This window comes from Enterococcus sp. GPZ-007 (genome assembly GCF_059374735.1).
This window is the reverse complement of sequence record NZ_JCAFYN010000057.1, coordinates 1-20,731: the sequence shown is the minus strand read 5'-3', so window position 1 is coordinate 20,731 and position 20,731 is coordinate 1. Positions and strand designations below refer to the sequence as shown.

At 42.1% G+C, this 20,731-nt stretch carries 17 protein-coding genes; 3 read left to right on the top strand and 14 right to left on the bottom strand.

What is annotated here, in order from left to right:
- Positions 1-149: 149 nt before the first annotated feature.
- From AC4J95_RS19230 to AC4J95_RS19170, 13 genes are all read right to left on the bottom strand, one after another.
- Positions 150-464: a PTS lactose/cellobiose transporter subunit IIA gene (locus tag AC4J95_RS19230; RefSeq protein WP_494551237.1), complete on the bottom strand. Its 315-nt coding sequence runs from the start codon at positions 462-464 to the stop codon at positions 150-152.
- Between the two features lie 32 nt (positions 465-496).
- Positions 497-817: a PTS sugar transporter subunit IIB gene (locus AC4J95_RS19225; protein ID WP_494551236.1), complete on the bottom strand. Its 321-nt coding sequence runs from the start codon at positions 815-817 to the stop codon at positions 497-499.
- Positions 818-848: 31 nt separating this feature from the next.
- Positions 849-2,279 (bottom strand): 6-phospho-beta-glucosidase, encoded by a 1,431-nt coding sequence (locus AC4J95_RS19220; RefSeq protein ID WP_494551235.1) that lies wholly within the window; start codon positions 2,277-2,279, stop codon positions 849-851.
- 16 nt (positions 2,280-2,295) lie between these two features.
- The gene (locus AC4J95_RS19215; RefSeq protein ID WP_494551234.1) at positions 2,296-3,651 is read right to left on the bottom strand and encodes a PTS sugar transporter subunit IIC; all 1,356 of its coding nucleotides are present in this window, start codon (positions 3,649-3,651) and stop codon (positions 2,296-2,298) included.
- A gap of 580 nt (positions 3,652-4,231) precedes the next feature.
- Entirely contained in the window at positions 4,232-4,990 is a 759-nt protein-coding gene (locus AC4J95_RS19210; RefSeq protein WP_316402798.1) for a MurR/RpiR family transcriptional regulator, read from the bottom strand.
- A gap of 212 nt (positions 4,991-5,202) precedes the next feature.
- Entirely contained in the window at positions 5,203-6,279 is a 1,077-nt protein-coding gene (locus tag AC4J95_RS19205; RefSeq protein ID WP_494551233.1) for a hypothetical protein, read from the bottom strand.
- 15 nt (positions 6,280-6,294) lie between these two features.
- Positions 6,295-6,561, bottom strand: a complete 267-nt coding sequence (locus AC4J95_RS19200; RefSeq protein ID WP_494551232.1) for an rRNA processing protein — start codon at positions 6,559-6,561, stop codon at positions 6,295-6,297.
- Positions 6,562-6,621: 60 nt separating this feature from the next.
- Entirely contained in the window at positions 6,622-8,268 is a 1,647-nt protein-coding gene (locus tag AC4J95_RS19195; RefSeq protein WP_494551231.1) for a putative glycosyltransferase family protein, read from the bottom strand.
- Between the two features lie 101 nt (positions 8,269-8,369).
- Complete coding sequence (locus AC4J95_RS19190; RefSeq protein WP_494551230.1) at positions 8,370-9,575, bottom strand: MFS transporter; 1,206 nt, start codon at positions 9,573-9,575, stop codon at positions 8,370-8,372.
- A 130-nt stretch (positions 9,576-9,705) separates the two neighbouring features.
- On the bottom strand, positions 9,706-12,714 hold the full coding sequence (locus AC4J95_RS19185; protein WP_494551238.1) for a 5'-nucleotidase C-terminal domain-containing protein: 3,009 nt from the start codon (positions 12,712-12,714) through the stop codon (positions 9,706-9,708).
- Positions 12,715-12,958: 244 nt separating this feature from the next.
- Positions 12,959-13,447, bottom strand: coding sequence for a rhodanese-like domain-containing protein (locus AC4J95_RS19180; RefSeq protein ID WP_494551229.1), 489 nt, complete (start codon positions 13,445-13,447; stop codon positions 12,959-12,961).
- A 424-nt stretch (positions 13,448-13,871) separates the two neighbouring features.
- On the bottom strand, positions 13,872-14,798 hold the full coding sequence (locus AC4J95_RS19175; RefSeq protein ID WP_494551228.1) for an FAD:protein FMN transferase: 927 nt from the start codon (positions 14,796-14,798) through the stop codon (positions 13,872-13,874).
- 172 nt (positions 14,799-14,970) lie between these two features.
- Positions 14,971-15,792, bottom strand: a complete 822-nt coding sequence (locus AC4J95_RS19170) for an SPFH domain-containing protein (RefSeq protein ID WP_494551227.1) — start codon at positions 15,790-15,792, stop codon at positions 14,971-14,973.
- Between the two features lie 373 nt (positions 15,793-16,165).
- On the opposite strand from AC4J95_RS19170, the gene AC4J95_RS19165 reads away from it, so the two are divergent.
- The 3 genes from AC4J95_RS19165 to AC4J95_RS19155 are packed head-to-tail and all read left to right on the top strand — an operon-like array spanning position 16,166 to position 18,985.
- Positions 16,166-17,152, top strand: coding sequence for an ornithine cyclodeaminase family protein (locus tag AC4J95_RS19165; protein ID WP_494551226.1), 987 nt, complete (start codon positions 16,166-16,168; stop codon positions 17,150-17,152).
- A 39-nt stretch (positions 17,153-17,191) separates the two neighbouring features.
- The gene (locus tag AC4J95_RS19160; RefSeq protein WP_316402757.1) at positions 17,192-17,404 is read left to right on the top strand and encodes a tautomerase family protein; all 213 of its coding nucleotides are present in this window, start codon (positions 17,192-17,194) and stop codon (positions 17,402-17,404) included.
- 12 nt (positions 17,405-17,416) lie between these two features.
- Positions 17,417-18,985, top strand: coding sequence for an L-serine ammonia-lyase, iron-sulfur-dependent, subunit alpha (locus AC4J95_RS19155; RefSeq protein WP_494551225.1), 1,569 nt, complete (start codon positions 17,417-17,419; stop codon positions 18,983-18,985).
- A gap of 72 nt (positions 18,986-19,057) precedes the next feature.
- On the opposite strand, the gene AC4J95_RS19150 is transcribed toward AC4J95_RS19155, so the two are convergent.
- Positions 19,058-20,455 carry a DUF1958 domain-containing protein gene (locus AC4J95_RS19150; protein WP_494551224.1) on the bottom strand — a complete coding sequence of 466 codons (1,398 nt, stop codon included), beginning with the start codon at positions 20,453-20,455 and terminating at the stop codon, positions 19,058-19,060.
- Between the last annotated feature and the right edge of the window lie 276 nt (positions 20,456-20,731).

Genomic DNA, 20,731 nt, shown 5'->3' with positions numbered 1-20,731 from the left:
CTCATTGCGCATACTATCCAACTATACTTCTTGTAATGAGAATAGGGATTATTTTTTAGTAACTAACCTCATACTTTGAGCAACTGCGAAAAGTTGGACTAGCAAAAACTCCCCATCCATGATTTAGGAGAATCATGGATGGGGTGTTCTTATGCACTCATTTTACGATAAACGTCGATAATTTCTTTTGCCAAGTCGGTAAAAGCGATCGAAGTCATCAGGTGATCTTGACTATGAACAGTCAGTAAATTTAAATTAAGGTGCTCGCCTTGTGCTTCTTTGGTTAGCAGTCCTGTTTGCGAATGGTGCGCTTCGACTAATGATTCTTCAGCTTCTTTGATTTTTTCATCTGCTAGCTGAAAGTCGCCGTTTTTTGCTTCTTGAATAGCTTCCATGGCGTTGCTTTTCGCATTTCCGCCATGAATAATCAGTCCCATCACTGCCTCTAAGTTTTCTTCTTGCATGTAAAGTCTCCTTCATTTTTAATCCCTGATAACTAGCCGTTGATCATTGCTACTGCTTGGCCAAGAACTTTTTCACCATTCATCATGCCGTAATCGGTCATGTCAATCACATCAACAGGAATCCCTAATGGTTCTAATTTCGCTTCAAATTGCTTCTGCATGAACCGAACTTGCGGTCCTAATAAGACAGTATTAATTTCTTTTTGTTCCAATTGATTGGTTGCATCTGCGGCGGCGGTCGCAAAAATCTCTACATCAAGTCCTTGTGTTTCGGCCGCCTTTTGCATTTTTGTGACTAACATACTGGTACTCATCCCAGCGTTACAAACTAACATAATTGTTTTTTCACTCATTCCATTTTGCCTCCTATTTCAAATGAAGTATCTATAACTTATCTCCGTTGCTTGCGATCACTTTTTGGAACCAGTAGAAGGAATCCTTCTTGCTGCGATCCAATGTACCCGCGCCTTCATTGTCTTTATCAACATAGATGAAGCCATAACGTTTTTTCATTTCCCCTGTTCCAGCAGAAACTAAATCGATAAAGCCCCATGGCGTATAGCCCATTAGATCAATGCCATCATAGATTACCGCTTCCTGCATCGCCTCGATGTGTTCCCGCAAGTAATCGATGCGGTATTCATCATGAATCTCGCCGTCAGCGTCGATCTCATCGATCGCACCGAACCCATTTTCGACGATGAACAATGGTAATTCATAACGATCATTGAACCAGTTCATAGCATAACGCAAGCCTGTGGGATCAATCTGCCAACCCCAATCAGAAGCTTTAACATATGGGTTTTCCACTAAATCATTCGCTTCATCATAATCAAACGCTGGTCCTTTATCATGATCCTTCACTGCAAAGGACATGTAGTAACTAAAGCCGATATAATCAACGGTTCCTTTCGTTAATTGCACTTCATCTTCAGCCGTGATATCCAGATTGAACTGCTTACGATCAAAGTAGGCTTTCATATAGCTTGGGTAACGCCCTTTGCAATGGACATCTGTAAACCAATAGCGACGTTGCATCGCCACGGTAGCTGCCATCATATCAGATGGACTGCAGGAATAGGGATAGATTGGAACCATCGCGATCATACAGCCAATCTCAAAATCAGGATTGATTTTATGACCGATTTCGATAGCCTGTGCACTAGCAACTAATTCATAATGTGCCGCTTGATACATGATTTTCTCACGATCATCACCAGCTTCAAACTTCAAACCAGAATTGGTAAATGGCGCAAAGTCTTCCTTATAGTTAGCTTGGTTGTTGATTTCATTGAAGGTCATCCAATATTTAACTTTATCCTTGTAGCGAGTGAAACACACTTCAGCAAATCGAACGAAGAACTCGATCATTTTACGATTCTTCCAACCGCCATACTCGGTGACTAAATGATAAGGCATTTCAAAATGGGACAAGGTAATAACAGGCTCGATCCCATATTTTAGACATTCATCAAACAGGTCATCATAGAATTGCAGTCCTGCTTCATTTGGTTCCGTCTCATCGCCATTAGGAAAGATCCGGGTCCATGCAATTGAAGTACGGAAGCATTTCAATCCAAGTTCTGCGAATAATTTCACATCTTCTTTGTAGCGTCCATAAAAATCAATCGCTTCATGATTCGGATAATTTTCGCCCTCTAAAACTCCGTTGGTAATTCGACGTGGGACGCCATGAGCGCCGACAGTCATCACATCTGCCACACTGACACCTTTTCCGCCGTCTTGCCAACCACCCTCTAGTTGATGGGCGGCAACTGCGCCGCCCCATAAAAAGTTCTCTTTAAAAATACTCATTTGTTTACCTCTTTAATTAAACCGTTGCGCTTCCTTCGGCTTTTTTATTTTCGTTTGCTAAATCTTTTTCAATTTCTTCCATGCTTTCGCCTTGTTCTTGCAAGTAGTTCAATGAATCCACTTTACGAACGAATGGCAGATAGATGAAGAATCCGACTGTTAATACGACCGCTTGCAAGACCGCTGTTCTCCAGCCACCCACTAAGAATCCAGAGATAATTGGTGGTGTTGTCCAAGGTACTTGTACAGCAGTGAATAATGGTACTAGTCCTGAATATAGTGAGAAGTACGTAATCACGCCTGAAACCATTGGTGTTAAAATGAATGGCAACGCCATGATCGGATTCATTACTACTGGTGTTGCGAATAAAATCGGTTCATTGATATTAAAGAATGCTGGCAGCAGTGCTAAGCGTCCTAATTGCTTGAACTGAGCAGAACGAGCAAACATAACCATGTACATTACGATACCGATCGTCATCCCAGCACCTGTCACTGTCATGAACTGATCTAAGAATTGTTGAGTAACAATGTGTCCCCCATTAGCAACCGTTAACTCTTTACCAGCTTTTAAGATTGCTGTGTTTTCCAATGAGTTTGCTGTCAAGATCGGACCCATGATCCCGCCGACCAAGGTAGAACCATGAACACCGAAGAACCATAAGAATGGAACCAAGAAGCCTAACATCATTGCGCCACCAAAGGTATCTGTAACCCCTTGCATCGGACTTTGAATAACTTTATAGATTGATTCGACCACTGTTGTGTTAAGGAATTTATCAAAGATTACATAGACAACTAATGCTACTGTTGTGATTACTGCTGCTGGAATCAATGCAGTAAATGAGTTCGCTACGTTTGCGGGTACTTGTTCAGGTAATTTGATGCGGATATCACGTTTCAAGAACCAAGAGTACGCCCAGCCGACAAATAATCCGACTAAGATCGCACTGATCATTCCTTGTCCACCTGTCCAAGTTTTATCAATGACATTGGTTACGATAGTATTCGTTTCTGCGTTTGTCGCACTAGATTTCATTGTTAGTAGAAAGACTACAACCGCTATCATTCCTGCGGGTAACCCTTCGAAACCTTCTTCTTTTACATAAGAATTTGCAATACCCATTACAGCAAAAATTGACATAATAGCAAATGATGCACCGAATGCTTCGTTAAAATAGAAATCTAACCCACTGCTCGCAACCCATTCAGAAACGGCTGGTATTGGAAAATTCGCTAATAGTAAGAAGACCGAGCCGACAATTGTAAATGGCATGGTGTATAACATCCCGTTACGAAGAGCAGTTATAGCTTTAGTATTTACAAATTTTAAAATCGGCGGCAATAATTTCTCGTTAATAAAGTTATTCATAAATTGATTCTCCTTAATAATAATTTTTGCTGCGATGGCCATTCGCGTTGTTGTATCCGTTTACAGTTTTATCATAAGCGATGAACTCATCGATTGGAATACTTCTGTAACAGTCAGAAACATGTTCCAAACAAAAAAACAAAATGGTCCTTTTTAAGCTTGATTTGTTATTCTGAACGATTAATTCCTTTATTAACCACAATATGTTGTGCTAATGGACTATAAAACATATGTAACACGTAACTCGCACCTAGCTCATTTCAGAGGAATTCATTTTTCAAAGCCTTGAAAAATGTGGTTATTTTCGTACGCATACGATTCCGCTAAACGGTCTGTTCTTTATGCAGTAAAAGATTTAATAAATACTCGCTCTTTAATAAACTACGAAAAGCGTAACTCGCAGCTAGCTCATTTCAGAGGAATTCATTTTTCAAAGCCCAGAAAAATGAGCTTATTTTCGTACGCATACGATTCCGCTAAACGGTCCGTTCCTTATGCAGTATAAGATATAATAAATACTCGCTCTTTAATAAACTGCGAAAAGCGTAACTCGCAAAAAAAATGCTAAAGGCTGTTGTGATCAGTCTTTAGCATTGTTTTCTCGCTGATAGGATTGTTGCGCTAAGATTTCTAAAAGTGCGATGACTGGAACTTGTGTCGTAAGGTTTATAAATTCTTCTGCTGGATCAGGACCTGTTATCTCTGGCATATAATAAGAGATATTAAAATCTGCCATTTGTGCGATTGTCGAGTGCTGATCATTTGTGATGCTCAAAATTTTGGCTCCGTAGCGTTTGAAATTTTCGATTTGCTTGATAATCTCAGTTGTTTCACCTGAAACTGACAAAGCGATTAATAAAGTTGTTTCTAATCCTCTCGTTGGAGCCGGAACAAAGGGATCGGTAATGGCATAAGCGTTAAATAGCATGTTTGAAAAATAGCGCGCCCCGTAAGTTCCCAAGGTACCACTTGTTCCTATTCCTGAAAAAACAAGGTGTTTGCTGCCAACGATCATATCAATCGCCGGATCTAGCACCGTATGATAGCTTTCGTTGTTTACTTTTTTTAAAAAAGCATCAACGTGGACATTCGCGTCATAAAAAGCTTCAAAGGATTGACCTTGTCGTGAAAGATTCTCCTTCAACGCGTATTTGAATTCCGTATAGCCGGAATAGCCGAGCTTAGTTAAACAGCGCAAAATAGTCGAGGTCGACACGTGGCAGCTGTCAGAAAGATCACGGATCGTCATTCCACCCACATGCTCCATGTTTTCGACAATAAAGGTATAAACGATCAACTCCAACTCATTTAAATCCTTCACCTTTTGCGAATCAAACATCGGCTTTCAGCTCCTAAAATTATTGTTTTTACATTTCTATTATCCCATAAAAAATATAAATCACACAGTTTATTGAGTATTTTTTCGTTATTTATTAAAGTATTCTTCGGAACAATTATTCGCTGTCAAAAAGGTAGCCAAATCATGAATAAAAAATTCTTTCCATACAAATAAATAAGAGTCTAGTTCCATCTTAAAATGGAAGCAGACCCCTATTTATTTTGTTTGCGTTGGATTGCTTTGCGGATACCGACACGATAAACTTTCGGAACCGCTAAGAAAAAATTCTGTGTAAATTGGTATTGCTGGTATTTTTCAATAATGAAGGCAATCAATTCTGCATTGCCATATTTTTTCTCATGGAAAAGTTCAAAGCTGCGAATTTTTCGTGCCGCTTGATTTTTATCCTTCAACACCAATAGGAACGATAACAAGTCGTCAAAGTATCGCACCTTAGCCTCTTCATAGGTTTCAGTCCCGTAACGTTCTAATTCAATAAAATCCGTCAGCTTCCGGCCCCAAAACTTTCGTTCCAAATAAACGGGTGCTTGGATATCCTGCTGAAAATCATCTAAATACGCTTCGAAAACTGTTTTATCCGCTAAAAAATTCTTCTCCTGCCGCTCAAAAACTTCGCGATCCACTTGATTGATCTCCGTCACGACACTTAGATAATCACCGATAAACAGCGGCATCTTCGCCTCACGAAACCGGACGACCCGCTCAGCTAACTTCTGATTCAAGGAAAGCGGATGACGCAGAGTATTGTTGCGATAATAGGCAAATACGTAGCGATGCCACAGGTCCTCTGGAAATGAGATTCCCTTCCCCGTCAACCACAGCAGCTCATCCAAAGCCAAATCCACATGAGCAACGCCTTTTTTGATTTCTTCAGCCACCTGCTGTGAGATGCCTAAATGATCCTTAAAATGCTGGATGCCTAACCGAATCTCCTGCTGTTTGATTTTTGACTCAATCACAAACTGATATTTTAGCGGGCGCCCACACGCGCATTTCAACTCGCTGTGAACCCCCCGTTCGTATTCGTCGTCGATATTCAACGCGACAAATTCCCAGTCAGAAGTTTCTAAATACTGCTTCTGCAAAAACAATGAGCGAACTTCATACTTTCTTTGCTGATTAACTAAGGCTTGCTGAGGTTCGGTTAATTGTTCGAATAGTACTTTCCGTTCTGCTCCCGAATAGGTCACATGACATTCTGTCGGATAATCATCCAAGCCATAACTTCGTGGATACCAATGCTCATAAATCTCTAAATAATTATCCATGTAAACTTCCACTCGTTATTTCTTCGGATCAATCTTGTCTTCGATCTCTTTGATGATTTTTTTCGCTTCATCCTTCAATGATGAATGCGGTTCTTCTTCCTCGACCGCGTTTGAGCCAGAGCGGGCAACCTCTTTGGGTTCACCAGAATTACTGCCGGCTAACGCTTCTGATTTATCTTCCGTCTCACTAGAATTTGTTCCTGCGAGAGCCACATCGTCTTCCGTTTTTGGTGCCATGGAGCCACGCAAGCGACGATCCTTTTCATTATTATAGTTTGTCATTGTGCTTCATCCCCGTTTCTATTTTTGTATTTTACCTGATAGCTTCACAGAAAGCCAAAGTTATCCTACCTTAGTGAAAAAATGATAAAGACACCATAAGAATGTCGCAAGCCAGCTTAAGGCACAGAGAACAAAAACGATTGAGATATATTCTGGCGGATCATAATGGACCCGTACCATATTTTTTCCGATTTTTTGTTTGATGGTCGGCACACCGATATTCGACAGCGCAGAGGGTGTAACTTCCCGATTATTTTCTACTATTTTTGTATTCTGATAGACGATCACAGGCAGCTGGACAGTCCCTGCTTCTTTCGAATTCCACGTAAGCTCTAATTGATTGTTTTTAACAGTTCTTGCGAAATTCGTTTGGTTTGCGAGAATTTGCTTCTCATAACTGACATATTTATTTTTCGCATCGTCATGATAGATCGGTAAATAATCTGGACTGGATTTTTCTACAGCCTTCAAAGCCTTTTCCAGATCAGAGTCATAAAAGCTTTGCCGTGCTGCTTTTTCGGAAGTACGCACAAATGTATGCTTACTTACTAAGGAACGTTGATCCCATTGATTCAAATCATGGGTCATAACCTGTAAATTTTGCCCGACTGTGATTATAGTCATCAGCAGCAGAGCATATACCGCTTTTTTCTCAGCTAAATCATTGATTAACGAAGCCAGAAAGAATAGAAACAACACGGTAAATGGTGCAAAGAAACGAAACGGAAACTGGATCAACGAAACCAAGGGCACCTGATGGGCAACGAACCAATCCCACGGAATCAGACTGGTTGAAAGGAAAAAGAGGATGCCGCTAAAAATCAATAATTGCTTCGTAAATCGCTGCACCTTGCGCCATTTAATCAAGCAAAAAAGAAAGCCCACAATCAGCACCAGGCGTAAAATCCCGGGATAATGCAGCCAGTAGGCTCCGCCCAAATCGATCGCCTTTTCACTCATTTGCGGATTGGTAAAGGGCATTTTTAATTGATCTCCCGTGTTGATCAAGTATAAGCTGATCCACACATTGATTGACAAACACGCATATAAGCCGATTGTTTTGGCTAGCTCAATGAGCGCTGCACCCCAGCGTTTTCGTGCATAGACAACAAAAAAGGGAAAATAAATCAACCCCAGCATCATTGCCGTCAACGTGTGAACCTGCGTCATCAGCGCCATACTTAAAGCAACTTTGACAATCGGAAAATGCTGATTTTTCAGATCCACCAGCGGAATCAAGCACAGAGGTAACAAACTTGTGCCCCAGCTGGTGAAGCCTTGATTCAAGCCCCAATAATTAACACTATAGGTAGTCATAAAAATAATTGCCGTAAACAAAGCCGTGCTTTCTTTGAGTTTGTCATAAGTCAGTAATTTGAACAGCGAACAACCGGCTAATAAATAAACCAGAAAATTCGACAACACCTGATAGCGAAACCATATGCCCGCCAGTAAAACCAATCCACCTTGAATATAGGAAAACAACGGCCCATACACCGCATTCACGATCCGTCCAGATTGCTGGAAACCGAAGAGCGAAATAAAGTAGCTGAAATTTCCCGTTCTGATCTGCTCTGCCGTCTCATAAAAACGATTGTAGTGAAACAGCGCATCCGCGCCTAAAATCATTTTTTGCGTCCATAGTTGTGGAAGAACAAAGAGTCCGGCGATCAAAAAAATGATCAGATAGTAGCGATAGCGTTTCATGAAAGACCCCCTTCATCGGTTACTACAAGCTCCACTCTATCGCTTTTTAAAAAGAAAACGAAATAAAACGCCTATTCCCTAACTAGGAATAGACGCTCAGATTATTCAGTTTTTTCCACTGACAGCAAAACGATCAACGTCCCTGCCAGCGAAATAATCGTTCCGATTAAAAGCATCGTTGAAACAGAGAAAAGACTCAGTATGTGTCCACCGGCAAAGGCGCCGATGATTCCACCAATCGAATTCGCTGTCGCCATCAAGGTCTGCCCTTTGACCAGATCCTTCTGCGGAATGATTTGATTCGTATAGTAAACAGAAGCCATCGTGTGCATCGCAAATCCCAGCATTTGCAGGCTTTGCCCCGCATTGATCAGAAAAATATTCCCGGCGAATAAAACCAGCAGCGCTTTGACTGAGAAGAAGACTGCCGCAAAACGCATCAATGAATGAATCTTAAAACGCCGCAGCAAGATCGAAAAGAAAAACATCGTCGGCAGTTCACTCAATGCCGCAACAGACAAGGAAGAACCCACATTCGCTTCTGTCCCACCTAATGGCTGCATGATCTGGTACATGTAGCTATTCGTGATCGTATGGAAAACAAACAAGAAGGACACGCCAACGAGTAAAAACATAAACCGCTTATATTTTTTAGCAAATTCCACCAGCCCGATTGGCTCTCCCGTGTGAACCTCTTGAAGATGCTCCGGTACGATCGATTCTGAATATTTCCCGCCATCCTTACGGGTATCAATGGATAAAGTTACAAGTGCAAACAAAAGAAAAAAGCCAATCAAGAGATACAAAATGATCGTCGCAGAAAACCGTTCAATCAGAACGCCCGTCATTGAGGCCGCTACTGCGAAGGCTAACGAGCCCATCCCGCGCGCCACGCCAAAATTCAAAGCATAGCCGCGGCTGATAAAAAAGGTTCCAATCGCGATCGTCAGCGGCTGCAAAAGTACCAAACTGCTATAGAGCAGGATATAGATCAACGCGATGATTAAGAAAACTTTTGGCAGCACGAGCAATATCCCCGAGAATACTACCAGCAGCAAAGCCATCCCCGCTGCCAACTGAGATAGTCGAATCCGTGTCATCCGATCAGCAAACGATGCTAAGAAAGGCTGGGCTATCGTAGCGAATAAATTTGCTAGCGATAAAACCGTCCCAATCTGACCATTCGTAAAGTCACGAGACAATAAGAAAACCGAAGTGAAGGTTCCCAGCACCGAGTAGCCCATCCAGTAAGGAACCTGCATACTGATATATTGTAGATTCAATTTGATCTGATTCGTCTTCTCCATAGCCCCTCCAAAAGATGTATTGTTCACTCATTATACCTGATAAAAAAGTTGAAATCAGAAGAAAATCATGGATTTCTGTAACAAAATAGCCAAGCCCATAATTGGACTTGGCTATATGATCATACATTATTTATCTTCTCTTAAAATAAAGCAACCCGCTGGCTCCTAAAGCAACCACACCAAGAAGTACGAAGATTGGTTGTTGTCCTTCACCTGTATTCGGATAGACCTTTTTCCATACCTGATCTATCCAGTTTTGATCGGTCGAATTACCACCTGTAAGTCCGCCGTTATTCCCCGATACAATCTCATGCTTCAGAACAGTCAACGAAAATGCAGCTCGCCCACCATTCGATCCAGTGATCGTAATGATCACTTTTTGATCTTTAATCAAGTTCAATTCTTTAACATCAACATTGATGTTACCTTTTTCATCAGATTTGCCTAATGCAAATTTTCCACTATCAGTAACGGAAACATCAATCGTTGCATTTGCGATCGTCTTCCCAGTTAAGGCTGGGTCACCTTGGTAAAGATTATCGATTTTTGTTTCCTTTTTAATCAAATCTGTTTCTTTTAGCGCTGCATTGCCCAAAACATCTACTATGAATTCTCCACGGCCGCCGTTTTCCCCAGTAATGATTAGGTGAACTGTATCACTCTCACGTAAATTTAAAGATTGAATATCGATCTTGAATTCACCATCTGCACCAGATTTTTTCGGTTCTCCTGTTGAGTTCGTTTCAACTTTTTCGTCAGTAGCGGTTTCCTCAACAGCAACCTCAACGGTCGCATTCGGAATGGTTTTTCCAGTCAGAAACTGATCGCCCTCATAAAGATCATCTACTTCGGTTTCTTCTTTGATTCGTTTTGCTTCTGCGTCTATTGGATCAATCGAGGTAGTTGGTTCTGTTGTTGTACTGGTTGTTTCCATTGGTAAGACAGTCACTGAAAATTCTGCTTTTCCGCCGTTTTCACCTTCAATGGACACAGTCGCCACTTGACCTTCTTTTAGGCCTAGCTGATCAACGGCAATATTGATGTTTCCATCTTTATCAGCTTTTCCTTGAGCCAAGGCCCGAGCTTTAGCTGGAGTGATTGTTATCGTGCCATTAGGAATCGTTTTTCCGGTAATGTTCTTGTCGCCTTCACGGTATTTATCCAGTTTTGTCTCTGCTTTAATTTTCTCCGTCTCTTCTTTTGCTGGATCAGTCGCTGCTAATGTTTTGCGACCTTCGATTTTTGCCGAAACTTTTTCACTCTTCGTTTCTAAATCCTTAATATAACCGATAAATGTCTCTGTATCAGGATCCAAGGCACCTGTAAGCGTTGCTTTGGTAAATTCAGAGAAGCCATCACCGCCACCATACAAGAAATCATTGATGATCAGCTTATACGTCTTATCTGCTTCTATCGGTGTGCCATCAGCTTTTTTCATTTCATTAACAACGTATTGATGTTCCGTGTCAGCTTTATCTGGATTTTCAATGACTGTATACTTCAATCCGGAAACTTGAAGGAAATATCCACTACCTCTACCATCATTTGGATCAAATTTGAACGTTTGCTGATTCAAAACATTCTCGATTTGTTGTCCAGTCATCTCCACGATCTGCATGATATTACCAAACGGCTGTACAGCTTGCGCCGCTCCCCAAGTAATCGAGGCATCAGACTTCACCTTCAGGTCATCGCGAATCCCACCATTATTTGTCATTGCAAAATCAACAGGAACACCATTTTTATTCGCCATATAGACCTGGGCATCCGTTACAAGATTCCCTACAGGCGACTCACCCATTTCATTAACTGTTCGCGAAATATCTTCCGCTTTATCGGCTGTTCCGATTTTTTCTTCTGTAACTTGTGCCACTCGAGCATCAGCATCTGTAACGATTGCTTCGATAGCAGTATCCTTGGTAACACCGCCATTTGGATCTACAGGAGCAACTGTAGCTTTTGGTGTTGACACAAAATCGTTTGTTTTTGTGTCATATTCTCCTTGCAGATCAACATAACCCTTACCTTGCGATGTCGATTGTACAATCCGAGCATTTCCAACTACACCATTCGTGTACACGTGGTTGTGTCCCGCAAAATAGGCATCAACACTATTGTCTGGATAAATTTCGTTAACTTTATTCATAATATCAACTGACTCACCAGTTGCACTGTCACCATTTCCCTGTACAGAAGGTGTATGTCCAAGAACGACAATAGCATTGACCTTTTCGTTCTCGACAAGTTCTTTAGCGTATTTTGCAATTTCTTCTGCTGGGTCTGAGAACTCATAATCCTTGTGATGTTCCGCTAATACAAGGTTCGGAATTTCTGTAGTAACAACCCCTATGAAGCCAATGTTGATTGGCTCAGAAGGAGTACCGACATTTTCAATAGTATAAGGCTTCCAACCATAAGGAATATTGTCAGTCCCTTTTTCATGAACATTAGCAATAACTAAATCAAATCCACCCTTTAGCTCGTCTTGAGGAATAGCATTATTATATTCATTCACGATTGGCAAGAAACCCGAATCCGCACCTGGTTTCGCTCCGGTTAGAATGCGATTGAACTCGCCTAACCCTTCATCAAATTCATGGTTCCCCAACGTACCAACCGCAAAGTTCATTTTATTCAAAATACGCATCGTTGGTTGATCCTGCAATAGACCTGAATTGGCTGGACTTGCGCCGACCATATCGCCTGATTGAACCCGAATCGTTTTACCTTCAGCGTTCTGTTGCTTGAATGAAGCTTCTGCCTGATTAAAATATCCGGCTAATAATGCTGCGGTTCCTGCATTTGAAGTTTTATTCCCAGCAGCATCATAGTAACTGCCCGTCGTACTCAACGCGCCATGAAAGTCATTGATCCCCAACATTTGAATTGGTACAGTGGTGGCACTTTTTGATGCTTCACTTGATTGTGGACTGCCTTCAGTAGTTGAATCAGTAGAAGAAGTTGTTTCTATTGTCTGAGCGCTAACTACACTGTTCGTTTCACTAGCTGCTGTACTGCTAACACTACTAACTTGATTACTACTCGCTTCACTGTTAATGGTCTCTGCAGCTGCTAGTTCTGCTGGTAAAGTAAGCCCCAATACGGTGAATAACGTCACTGCACTTCTAATTAAACCCATTTTTTTCAAATAATTCATCCCCTTCGAATTAAACGCTTTCAAAGAAGATAGTAGCAATTATTCACGAATTATTCAAACTTTTTTCGTATTTTCTTTTTATTTTTCGACATTTACAGCGTGTTTATTCAACGGGAAATCATACTAAATGTAATTAACCCTAAAACATAAGTAGATTTGGATGTTTATTTTTTCCTTGTCTAAAATTATATGAAGCATATCATGAGGATTCTTCAAACCTACCTTTTTATTCTGTCACCCAAAGTTTACTATCGTCTTTATAAGGCCATTTCTTCGCACCGTTTTCTACGATGAATAAGCGAGACTCATCGACACCTTCGTCGATTAATAGTGAGATCGTACGCTTTGCACCGCCACCGCCGCCAGGGCAGACAACGTAGATTGGATTGTCGCCATCTTTGAACTGATCCGCATTATCAACGACTAATTTTTCCAAGTCTTCCGTATCGACTGGATAAGCTGGTACGCTAACTGAGTTTGGCAGATGTCCTTTGGCATAATCGGATTCTGGTTGGATATCAATGATTTGATAATCGGTTGAATCGTCTTTTTCTAGCACGTCCTTCATCTTTTCTGGCGTGATCATTTGCCAGTCGATGTCGGCCTCCGCACGATCCTTCTTCTCTTCCTTCGCATCATTGCTTGAACAACCCGCTAACACGATCGCAAAAACTGCTAATGCGATCACTAATAATCCACTTGCTCTTTTTTTCATTTTCTAAATCCTTCTTTCGTCGTCATTTTTTGTTTGGATCACTGGCTTGATGAGTCGCAGCTTTCCTTCCAACTCAAAATTTTGCACACAAAAAAAGACCGCTTTTGTATGTGTCCTTCGAAAGTATTGGATTGATTTTCAATCACGGAGATACTTTGAGGGAAAGAATGCTAACTGTACTCGCTTAGAGACTCTAAGTATAGTTCTGCTTCATAGTCATAGTCGTTTTGGCATTTCTTTCACCTCCTAGTTCCTAATGTAAGGCCTCTCTCAAACACAGTATATAGAAAGGAAAACGCTTTTTCAATAACGTTTAATAAATTATTTTTTCGTTGCAAAATCTTTTAAATCGCCTAAAAAAATTGAATAAAATCACAACTGTTTCGCAAAAAAAGACACAAGATTCATCCTTGTGTCTCTTTACTTAGAGTTCAATTCTGCCTTTTAATCCTTCACTATAAGCTATCTGCTGATCAGTGGTGATCACGATCCCTTCAATGTCATCCAGCCGATTCAGTTCTGTTAGTACTTCTTGAGCAGATCTGCCAAATAGACGTGTCGTCCAAATCTCACCTGCTAAGGATTCTCCCGAAACGATCGTCAAGCTGGCTAGATTGGTTTTGATGGGGTAGCCGGTCTGACTATCAAAAATATGGTGATAGCTTTGCCCCTGCCAGTCAAACTTTCGCTCATAGATTCCAGAGGTCACAACGGATTCGTTTTGTACTTTTACCACAGCGACATAGTTTCCTCGCGGTAAGAATGGGTTTTGGATACCAATCCGCCAACGACCATCTGCTCGTTGCGGTACTGCTCCATAGGTTAGCACATTTCCGCCGAGATCGATAAACGCCGCAGCCGCTCCAGCCTTTTTGAAATCAGCGATGATTTTATCAGCAAAGTAGCCCTTCGCCAATGCGCCTAAGTCTATCGCCATCCCTGCGTGTTCCAAATAAACAGTTTGTTTCTTTTCATCTAATTGGATCGCTGCTGGATCAATCAACGGCAGCAGGCTTTGAATTTTTTCTGGCGATGGATAGTTTGCATCCTTGAATCCGATGCGCCATTCTTGAATCAAAGGACCGATGGCAATATTCAGCGCACTATCTGCTATCAGGCTTTGTTCTTTACCGATTTTGATTAATTCAAAAAGTTCCTGATCTACTTTGACTGGAGCGATCCCTGCTTGGCGATTGATTTTCATCAATTCAGAATCCTCTGCATTGGCGCTGAAACGTTGTTCAAATTCTTTCAGGCGGACGGCAGCTTTGATGAGTAAATCTTCCGCTTCGGGATGCTGGATCGAAAGCTTGATGATTGTTCCCATCAATTGGAGTATTTGTTCTTTCATATCCGAGTTCCTTTCTGGATCGTCCATCCCTACCTAAAATTGGCTCCAGTCATCGTCCTTCTTCGTTTTTTTACTTTTATTCTTCCTGTTGGATCTTAACATGACGTAGACGAATCCAGCCAAGACCAACAATAGTAAAAACACGAATATTTTACTTATGAAATATGCCATACTACTTGCCCTGATCGGTTACGACCGTATTTGCACCATTAACCGTGACCCAACCGTGTTTTTCTCTGGCTTGGGCTTCTGTGTAACGGATCAACTCATCAGTTACTGAATCAGCGACCTTTTTATTCGCTTCTGCTTCAGCCTCGGCTGCTTTGGTTTTCTTGTAGGCTTCACTGTCTGCTTGAGTCTTAGCGGTTTCGGCATCTAATTTGGCTTTTTCATTTTCTTGTCCTGCGCGGATGATCGCGTCAATTGATTTTTGCGTCTCCGCATCGACATCCGGTACACCAAGAGTCACATCCTCTACCAGAAAGCCTTTTTTCTCCACAGATTTCGCAAAATCGGCTAAGACCTCCGCCTCTACTTTTGAGGACTCACCGGATAGCACATCCAGTAAGCTGAACTTCGCATAAACTTCCCGCGAGACTTTTTGCAGCTTGGATTTCAACCAGCCTGATTCGATATCTTCACTGGTGATATTCCCAAACTCCTTATACATTTTCGCCGCCTTGGTTGGGTCGACTTTGTAATCATATTTGATGTTGATGGTGGTCTTTTTCCCATCGCTGGTTGAAACAGAAACATTTTTGGCTTGGATCGTTTGCAGGCGGATCGGATATTGGATCACCTTATCGATTCCGACGAATTTCACCCCTTGAGTCAGAGCTTCATCTTTGATTCCGCCATTCATGGAATAACGCACACCGACATAACCATTGTCGATTTTTTCAAAAAACTTAATTGCTGCAATCGCTCCGATAACCAGAATCAAAACGGCTGCTACAATTCTTTTAATAGCTTTACTGTGTTTGTGTTCTTTCATTCTCCCTAATCTCCCCAAAGTTGACTTATTTGCTTGCTGTTTTTAAGCGAACAACTTCACTTGATACTCGATAGGAACTTACGATTTCAACCAACCTATATTATCCGCCGGTATTCTCGTCCTTTCAGTCCTGCAATACTCATTGCAAGTTATTTAAAGTGTTGATGTAAAATTCTACCACATTCTGATTCCGCTTAAAATAGCTGTTTTATAAAATACCTGAATAACAGATTCTAATATTTTCACCTTCTTGCAAAAATTACCCTCTACTTCCTATCAACTAAAAGGGACGCAAACAAATTATCACAGTGACACCAACAATGTAATCGCTTATACTTTTAGATGGATAGAAAAAATTCAAAAGGGGGATAATATGTTACTTTTATCACGTGAGAATATCAAACAGGTTTTTACCATGAAGGATGCCATCGAAGCCGATAAGGTCGCTTTCCAATTATTTAGCGAAAACAAAACAGAGGTGCCTTTACGGACTCAGATCGTCTCGGAGAAACAAAATGGGACGTTCTTATTCATGCCTTCTTATGTGCCTGATCTAGATGCGGCGGCACTGAAAATCATCAATATTTTCCCTGATAATATTGATAAAGGCTTATCATCGGCTCCAGCCCAGGTATTATTAGTCGATGGCAAGACGGGCTATGTTAATGCTCTATTAGACGGTGTGACTGTGACTCAGTTCAGAACAGGTGCAGCGTCTGGTGTAGCTTTTGATGTGTTAGGACGCGAGGACGCCAAAAAAGGCGCACTGATTGGAACCGGCGGGCAAGCGGCGACTCAATTAGAGGCCATGATCTGCGCCCGCGATTTGGATACAGTCTATGTCTTTGATCAAAATCCTGAACGTACGAAGGAATTTGCTGCTCAAATGAATGAGGAATTAAAAGCGTATGGCACTGAGATTTTACCAGCAGTAACCTCAGATGACGCGATCAGTGATGCGGATCTAATCGTCACTGTTACACCAGCTACCTCCCCTGTCTTTGACGGCAGCAAAGTCAAAGCCGGCGCGACGGTCAGCTGTGTCGGTTCTTATCAACCTCATATGCAGGAGATGGACCCTGTGATTTTAGAACGAGCAAGTAAGATTTATTTCGATTCAGAAGAAGCCGTGCTTTCCGAAGCGGGTGATATTTTGATTCCATTAGATGACGGTACGATTACCAAAGATGATTTTACAGGCGATATCGGTGAAGTCTTGATGGGAAAAGTCGGCGGCAGAGAAAATGATGAGGAAATTATTGTCTTCAAAACAGTCGGGATCGGTGCACAGGATTTGGTCACCGCGCAAAAAATCTATGAGCGCGCACTTTCAGAAAAAGTCGGCACAGAATGGTCCTAGCCAGAACAACATAAAATTATCTATTAGGAGGAATTAACTATGCCACATTTATCAGTAAAACTATATCCAGGCCGTACAGAAGAAGTAAAACAGGATTTTGCACAGAAATTACAGGATTTCGTCGTGAAGGAGTTAGGATGCAAACCAAATGTTGTCTCTGTTTCATTCAAAGAAATCGATGCTGACAAGTGGAAAGATGTGATTGATGACGAAATCGCAGGTGAAGATGTTTATATCGAAGCGGATTTCTAAAAGGAGGCGCAGATGAAAGAACATGCGAGTATTTTTAATGACGTATTAGGTCCAGTGATGATCGGTCCTTCCAGTTCTCATACTGCCGCATCGGTTCGCATCGGGCGTGCGTTGCGACAGATGGTTGCTGGAAAAATCACCTATTTCCAAGCGGATTTCGATCCCGAAGGTTCCTTGGCAGCCAGCTATATCACGCAATGCTCCGACATTGGTCTAGTCGGTGGCTTGTTGGGCATGGACCCGACGGATAGTCGGCTAACCAACGCCCTTGAGATTGCTAAAGAGGACGGGATGGAAGTCGTTTTCCGCGTCATTCCTTATGAAAACAATCATCCAAATACCTATAAAATGGCGCTCAAAACCGATTTTGGAGAAGTGCTGGATGTCGTTGCCCTTTCCGTTGGCGGCGGCATGATCGAGATCACAGAGATCAACCACTTTGCCGTTGAAGTCTCTGGCGGTTTTTATGAAACGCTGCTCTTCGGTAATCAGTTAAAGCTAACTGAAGCAGAGCTAGCAGAAAAAATCAGCAAGTTTTGTTCTGCTGCGATCAAAGAACAGAATGGTGAAACGCTGCTGCACATCAAGACGCAGCAAGCCATTCCCGGCAACGAGATCGCTTGGCTTAACCAACAAATGAAGATCGAACGTTTTATCGCCTTTGACCCAGTCCTGCCGATCATGTCACAAAAGGAACCAAAGATGCTCTTTTCGACCGCGAAAGAGATGATCGCTTTAGCCAAAGAGGAAAATTTGGATTTAGCCGATATGGCGCTGCGCTATGAAAGTCATCGCGGCAGTATCTCCGAAAAGGAGGTCTATCAAAAAGCCGAAGAAATTCTGGCGATCATGGCAAACGGAATCAAAGTAGGTTTAGCCGGAACTTCCTATGAAGACCGGATGTTAGGCTCACAAGCGCCGAAGATTCGAGCAAACCGGGAGAAGCTGATTGGTGACGATCTGCCGGCCAAAATCATCGAAAACATTTCCGCTTTGATGGAGGTCAAAAGCTCCATGAACGTCTTTGTCGCTGCTCCAACAGCTGGTTCTTGCGGTGCACTTCCAGGAACCTTGATCGCCGTCAGCGACTATCAGAAAAAATCTCATGATGAATTGGTCCGTGCATTACTGGCAGCTGGGATGATCGGCGTCTTCATCGCAGAATACGCGACGTTTGCAGCAGAAGTAGCTGGCTGTCAGGCCGAGTGCGGCTCGGGATCAGGAATGACTGCTGGTGCCTTAGTCCAATTAATGGGCGGAACGATCGAAGAAGCCGTGAATGCAGCGACGATGGGGCTGCAAAATGTCTTTGGCATGACCTGTGATCCAATCGGTGTTCGCGTGGAGGTCCCTTGTCTTGGGAAAAATATGATGTGCGGGATGAATGCGCTAGGCGCTGCGAATATGTCGTTGGCTGGATACGATGTGGTCGTTCCTTTAGATGAAACGATTGAAAGCTTTAATAAAGTCGGCCGGATGATCCCAGCGTCACTGCGCTGTACCGGACATGCCGGTCTGGCTCAAACACCATCCGGATTAGCGATCGCCGAACAGTTAGGTTGTCCGCTGGATTGCTGCTGATAAAAAACAAACCAGAGTAGCCAGTTATTGTTGGTTACTCTGATTTTTATCGTCATTTTTTTACTCGTCTACCTATAATAGTTCTATCATCAGCAAAATCAGCGAGGCAAAGATACAGGTGAAACCGATAACTCTGAATATTAATGTACTTTTTCTATAGGCACTGCTACGAGTCCGCCCTACCACTCTTCGCTTAGCTGGTAAAAAGAGTAATAACAGTCCTAAAGCAAGCAATACCATTGGTAGAAGGTACCCTTTTGCTTGATCCAACAACGACGGCTTGTTCGTATGGGGCAAATGCTTCTCTTTCGATACTCGTTCATTGTACTTCAAGGATAGCTTCGGCATGTCCGCTGTTAGCTGCTCCTTCTGATTCGCTAACACTACTTGGTTCGCTTGGATCGCAAGTTTCGGTTCTTCATTCTTTTTTACAACACCATACAAATCGTCGGTTAATTGGATCGATTTTCCTTCGATTGTATGCGTGCCTTTTGCTAAAAGCAAGCGATGTTCATACTCATCAAAGACTTTTTTTAGCAACGCATTGCCGAAGGGATGGCGATAGTATTCTCCGTCCTGATCTGACCAGTCTCCCACACCTAAGATCACTTCAATCACACGCGTATCTCCCCGCTTAGCCGTCGCAATATAATTGAAGGCACTGCTGGGACCTGAGCCTGTCTTCATTCCATCTACACCTTCAAAGCCATATTTTGCTCCAGGCAAGGAATAATTATACGTCTCAAAAGTCTCTTCATAAGGTGTACCCGCCATGGCGGTGACCTTTGGCTGATTGGTAAAATCCAATACCTCGGGATGCTCATTAATCAAATGAAAGACCATCGTGGCTAAGTCCCGAGCCGTTGACGTATTACTGCCATTGGGATCGAATTCTGCTGGATTGTAAAGACCTTCAAAGCTCGCAGCAGATGCGCCGCTACAATTATAAAAAACAGTATTCTTCATGCCGATTGTTTGGGCCTTTTCATTCATTTGCTTAATGAACCCGCCAGCGTCGTTCTCCGAGACAGCGTTGGCTAGCATTACTGTCGCTACATTTGATGAAGGAACCACGACCATTTTTAGCAGCTCTCTGACCGGATACTCGACACCTGCCACAATATTATTGTTGCTGATCGCGTACAATTGGCTGATTGCTTGATCATTTTCAGTCGCTTTGATTTTTGTATCTAAGTCAAAATTCCCCTCTTTTATGGCATCAAAGACTAAAAAGACGGTCATCATTTTCGAAATACTTGCTGGCTCTCTCACCATTTCAGCGTTCTCTTCCCATAAGATCTGACCGTTTACTCCATCAACGACGATGGACGCTTTTGGTTTGTTCTCCGCTAAAGCATCGGTATAACCAGCTGCTTTCGTTATTTCCATCATATCTTCAACCGCATAAACTGGTCTTTCTAAACAAAACAGAAACATAATAAATAATAAAAGTAAAACCTTCTTCCCCACAGGACCTCCTAATTAACATGTAATACCTAAAATTTTAGCATATATAAATAAGAAATATTAGACTTTTTTCATATGGAAACCCCAATATAATCACTGTTTTTTATTTTCCAGAGCACCCTCGTTCTTTTTTCTTAGAGCCCATGGTCTAAAACTATACAAAAAAACAGGCCCCGAATGATCGGAGAGCCACTGATAAAGTCCTCTAGAATCTTAGGTTCTTCTGTTTCACAGGCATAAAAAAGCACCATGTTCGATCATTTGATCGAACATGGTGCT

What these genes read in the sequence shown, in the direction of transcription:
- AC4J95_RS19200 (WP_494551232.1), bottom strand. Translation starts at nt 6,561, where the DNA reads ATGACAAACTATAATAATGAAAAGGATCGTCGCTTGCGTGGCTCCATG.
- AC4J95_RS19165 (WP_494551226.1), top strand. Translation starts at nt 16,166, where the DNA reads ATGTTACTTTTATCACGTGAGAATATCAAACAGGTTTTTACCATGAAG.
- AC4J95_RS19190 (WP_494551230.1), bottom strand. Translation starts at nt 9,575, where the DNA reads ATGGAGAAGACGAATCAGATCAAATTGAATCTACAATATATCAGTATG.
- AC4J95_RS19215 (WP_494551234.1), bottom strand. Translation starts at nt 3,651, where the DNA reads ATGAATAACTTTATTAACGAGAAATTATTGCCGCCGATTTTAAAATTT.
- AC4J95_RS19175 (WP_494551228.1), bottom strand. Translation starts at nt 14,798, where the DNA reads ATGAAAGAACAAATACTCCAATTGATGGGAACAATCATCAAGCTTTCG.
- AC4J95_RS19170 (WP_494551227.1), bottom strand. Translation starts at nt 15,792, where the DNA reads ATGAAAGAACACAAACACAGTAAAGCTATTAAAAGAATTGTAGCAGCC.
- AC4J95_RS19230 (WP_494551237.1), bottom strand. Translation starts at nt 464, where the DNA reads ATGCAAGAAGAAAACTTAGAGGCAGTGATGGGACTGATTATTCATGGC.
- AC4J95_RS19185 (WP_494551238.1), bottom strand. Translation starts at nt 12,714, where the DNA reads ATGGGTTTAATTAGAAGTGCAGTGACGTTATTCACCGTATTGGGGCTT.
- AC4J95_RS19210 (WP_316402798.1), bottom strand. Translation starts at nt 4,990, where the DNA reads ATGTTTGATTCGCAAAAGGTGAAGGATTTAAATGAGTTGGAGTTGATC.
- AC4J95_RS19225 (WP_494551236.1), bottom strand. Translation starts at nt 817, where the DNA reads ATGAGTGAAAAAACAATTATGTTAGTTTGTAACGCTGGGATGAGTACC.
- AC4J95_RS19155 (WP_494551225.1), top strand. Translation starts at nt 17,417, where the DNA reads ATGAAAGAACATGCGAGTATTTTTAATGACGTATTAGGTCCAGTGATG.
- AC4J95_RS19160 (WP_316402757.1), top strand. Translation starts at nt 17,192, where the DNA reads ATGCCACATTTATCAGTAAAACTATATCCAGGCCGTACAGAAGAAGTA.
- AC4J95_RS19220 (WP_494551235.1), bottom strand. Translation starts at nt 2,279, where the DNA reads ATGAGTATTTTTAAAGAGAACTTTTTATGGGGCGGCGCAGTTGCCGCC.
- AC4J95_RS19205 (WP_494551233.1), bottom strand. Translation starts at nt 6,279, where the DNA reads ATGGATAATTATTTAGAGATTTATGAGCATTGGTATCCACGAAGTTAT.
- AC4J95_RS19195 (WP_494551231.1), bottom strand. Translation starts at nt 8,268, where the DNA reads ATGAAACGCTATCGCTACTATCTGATCATTTTTTTGATCGCCGGACTC.
- AC4J95_RS19180 (WP_494551229.1), bottom strand. Translation starts at nt 13,447, where the DNA reads ATGAAAAAAAGAGCAAGTGGATTATTAGTGATCGCATTAGCAGTTTTT.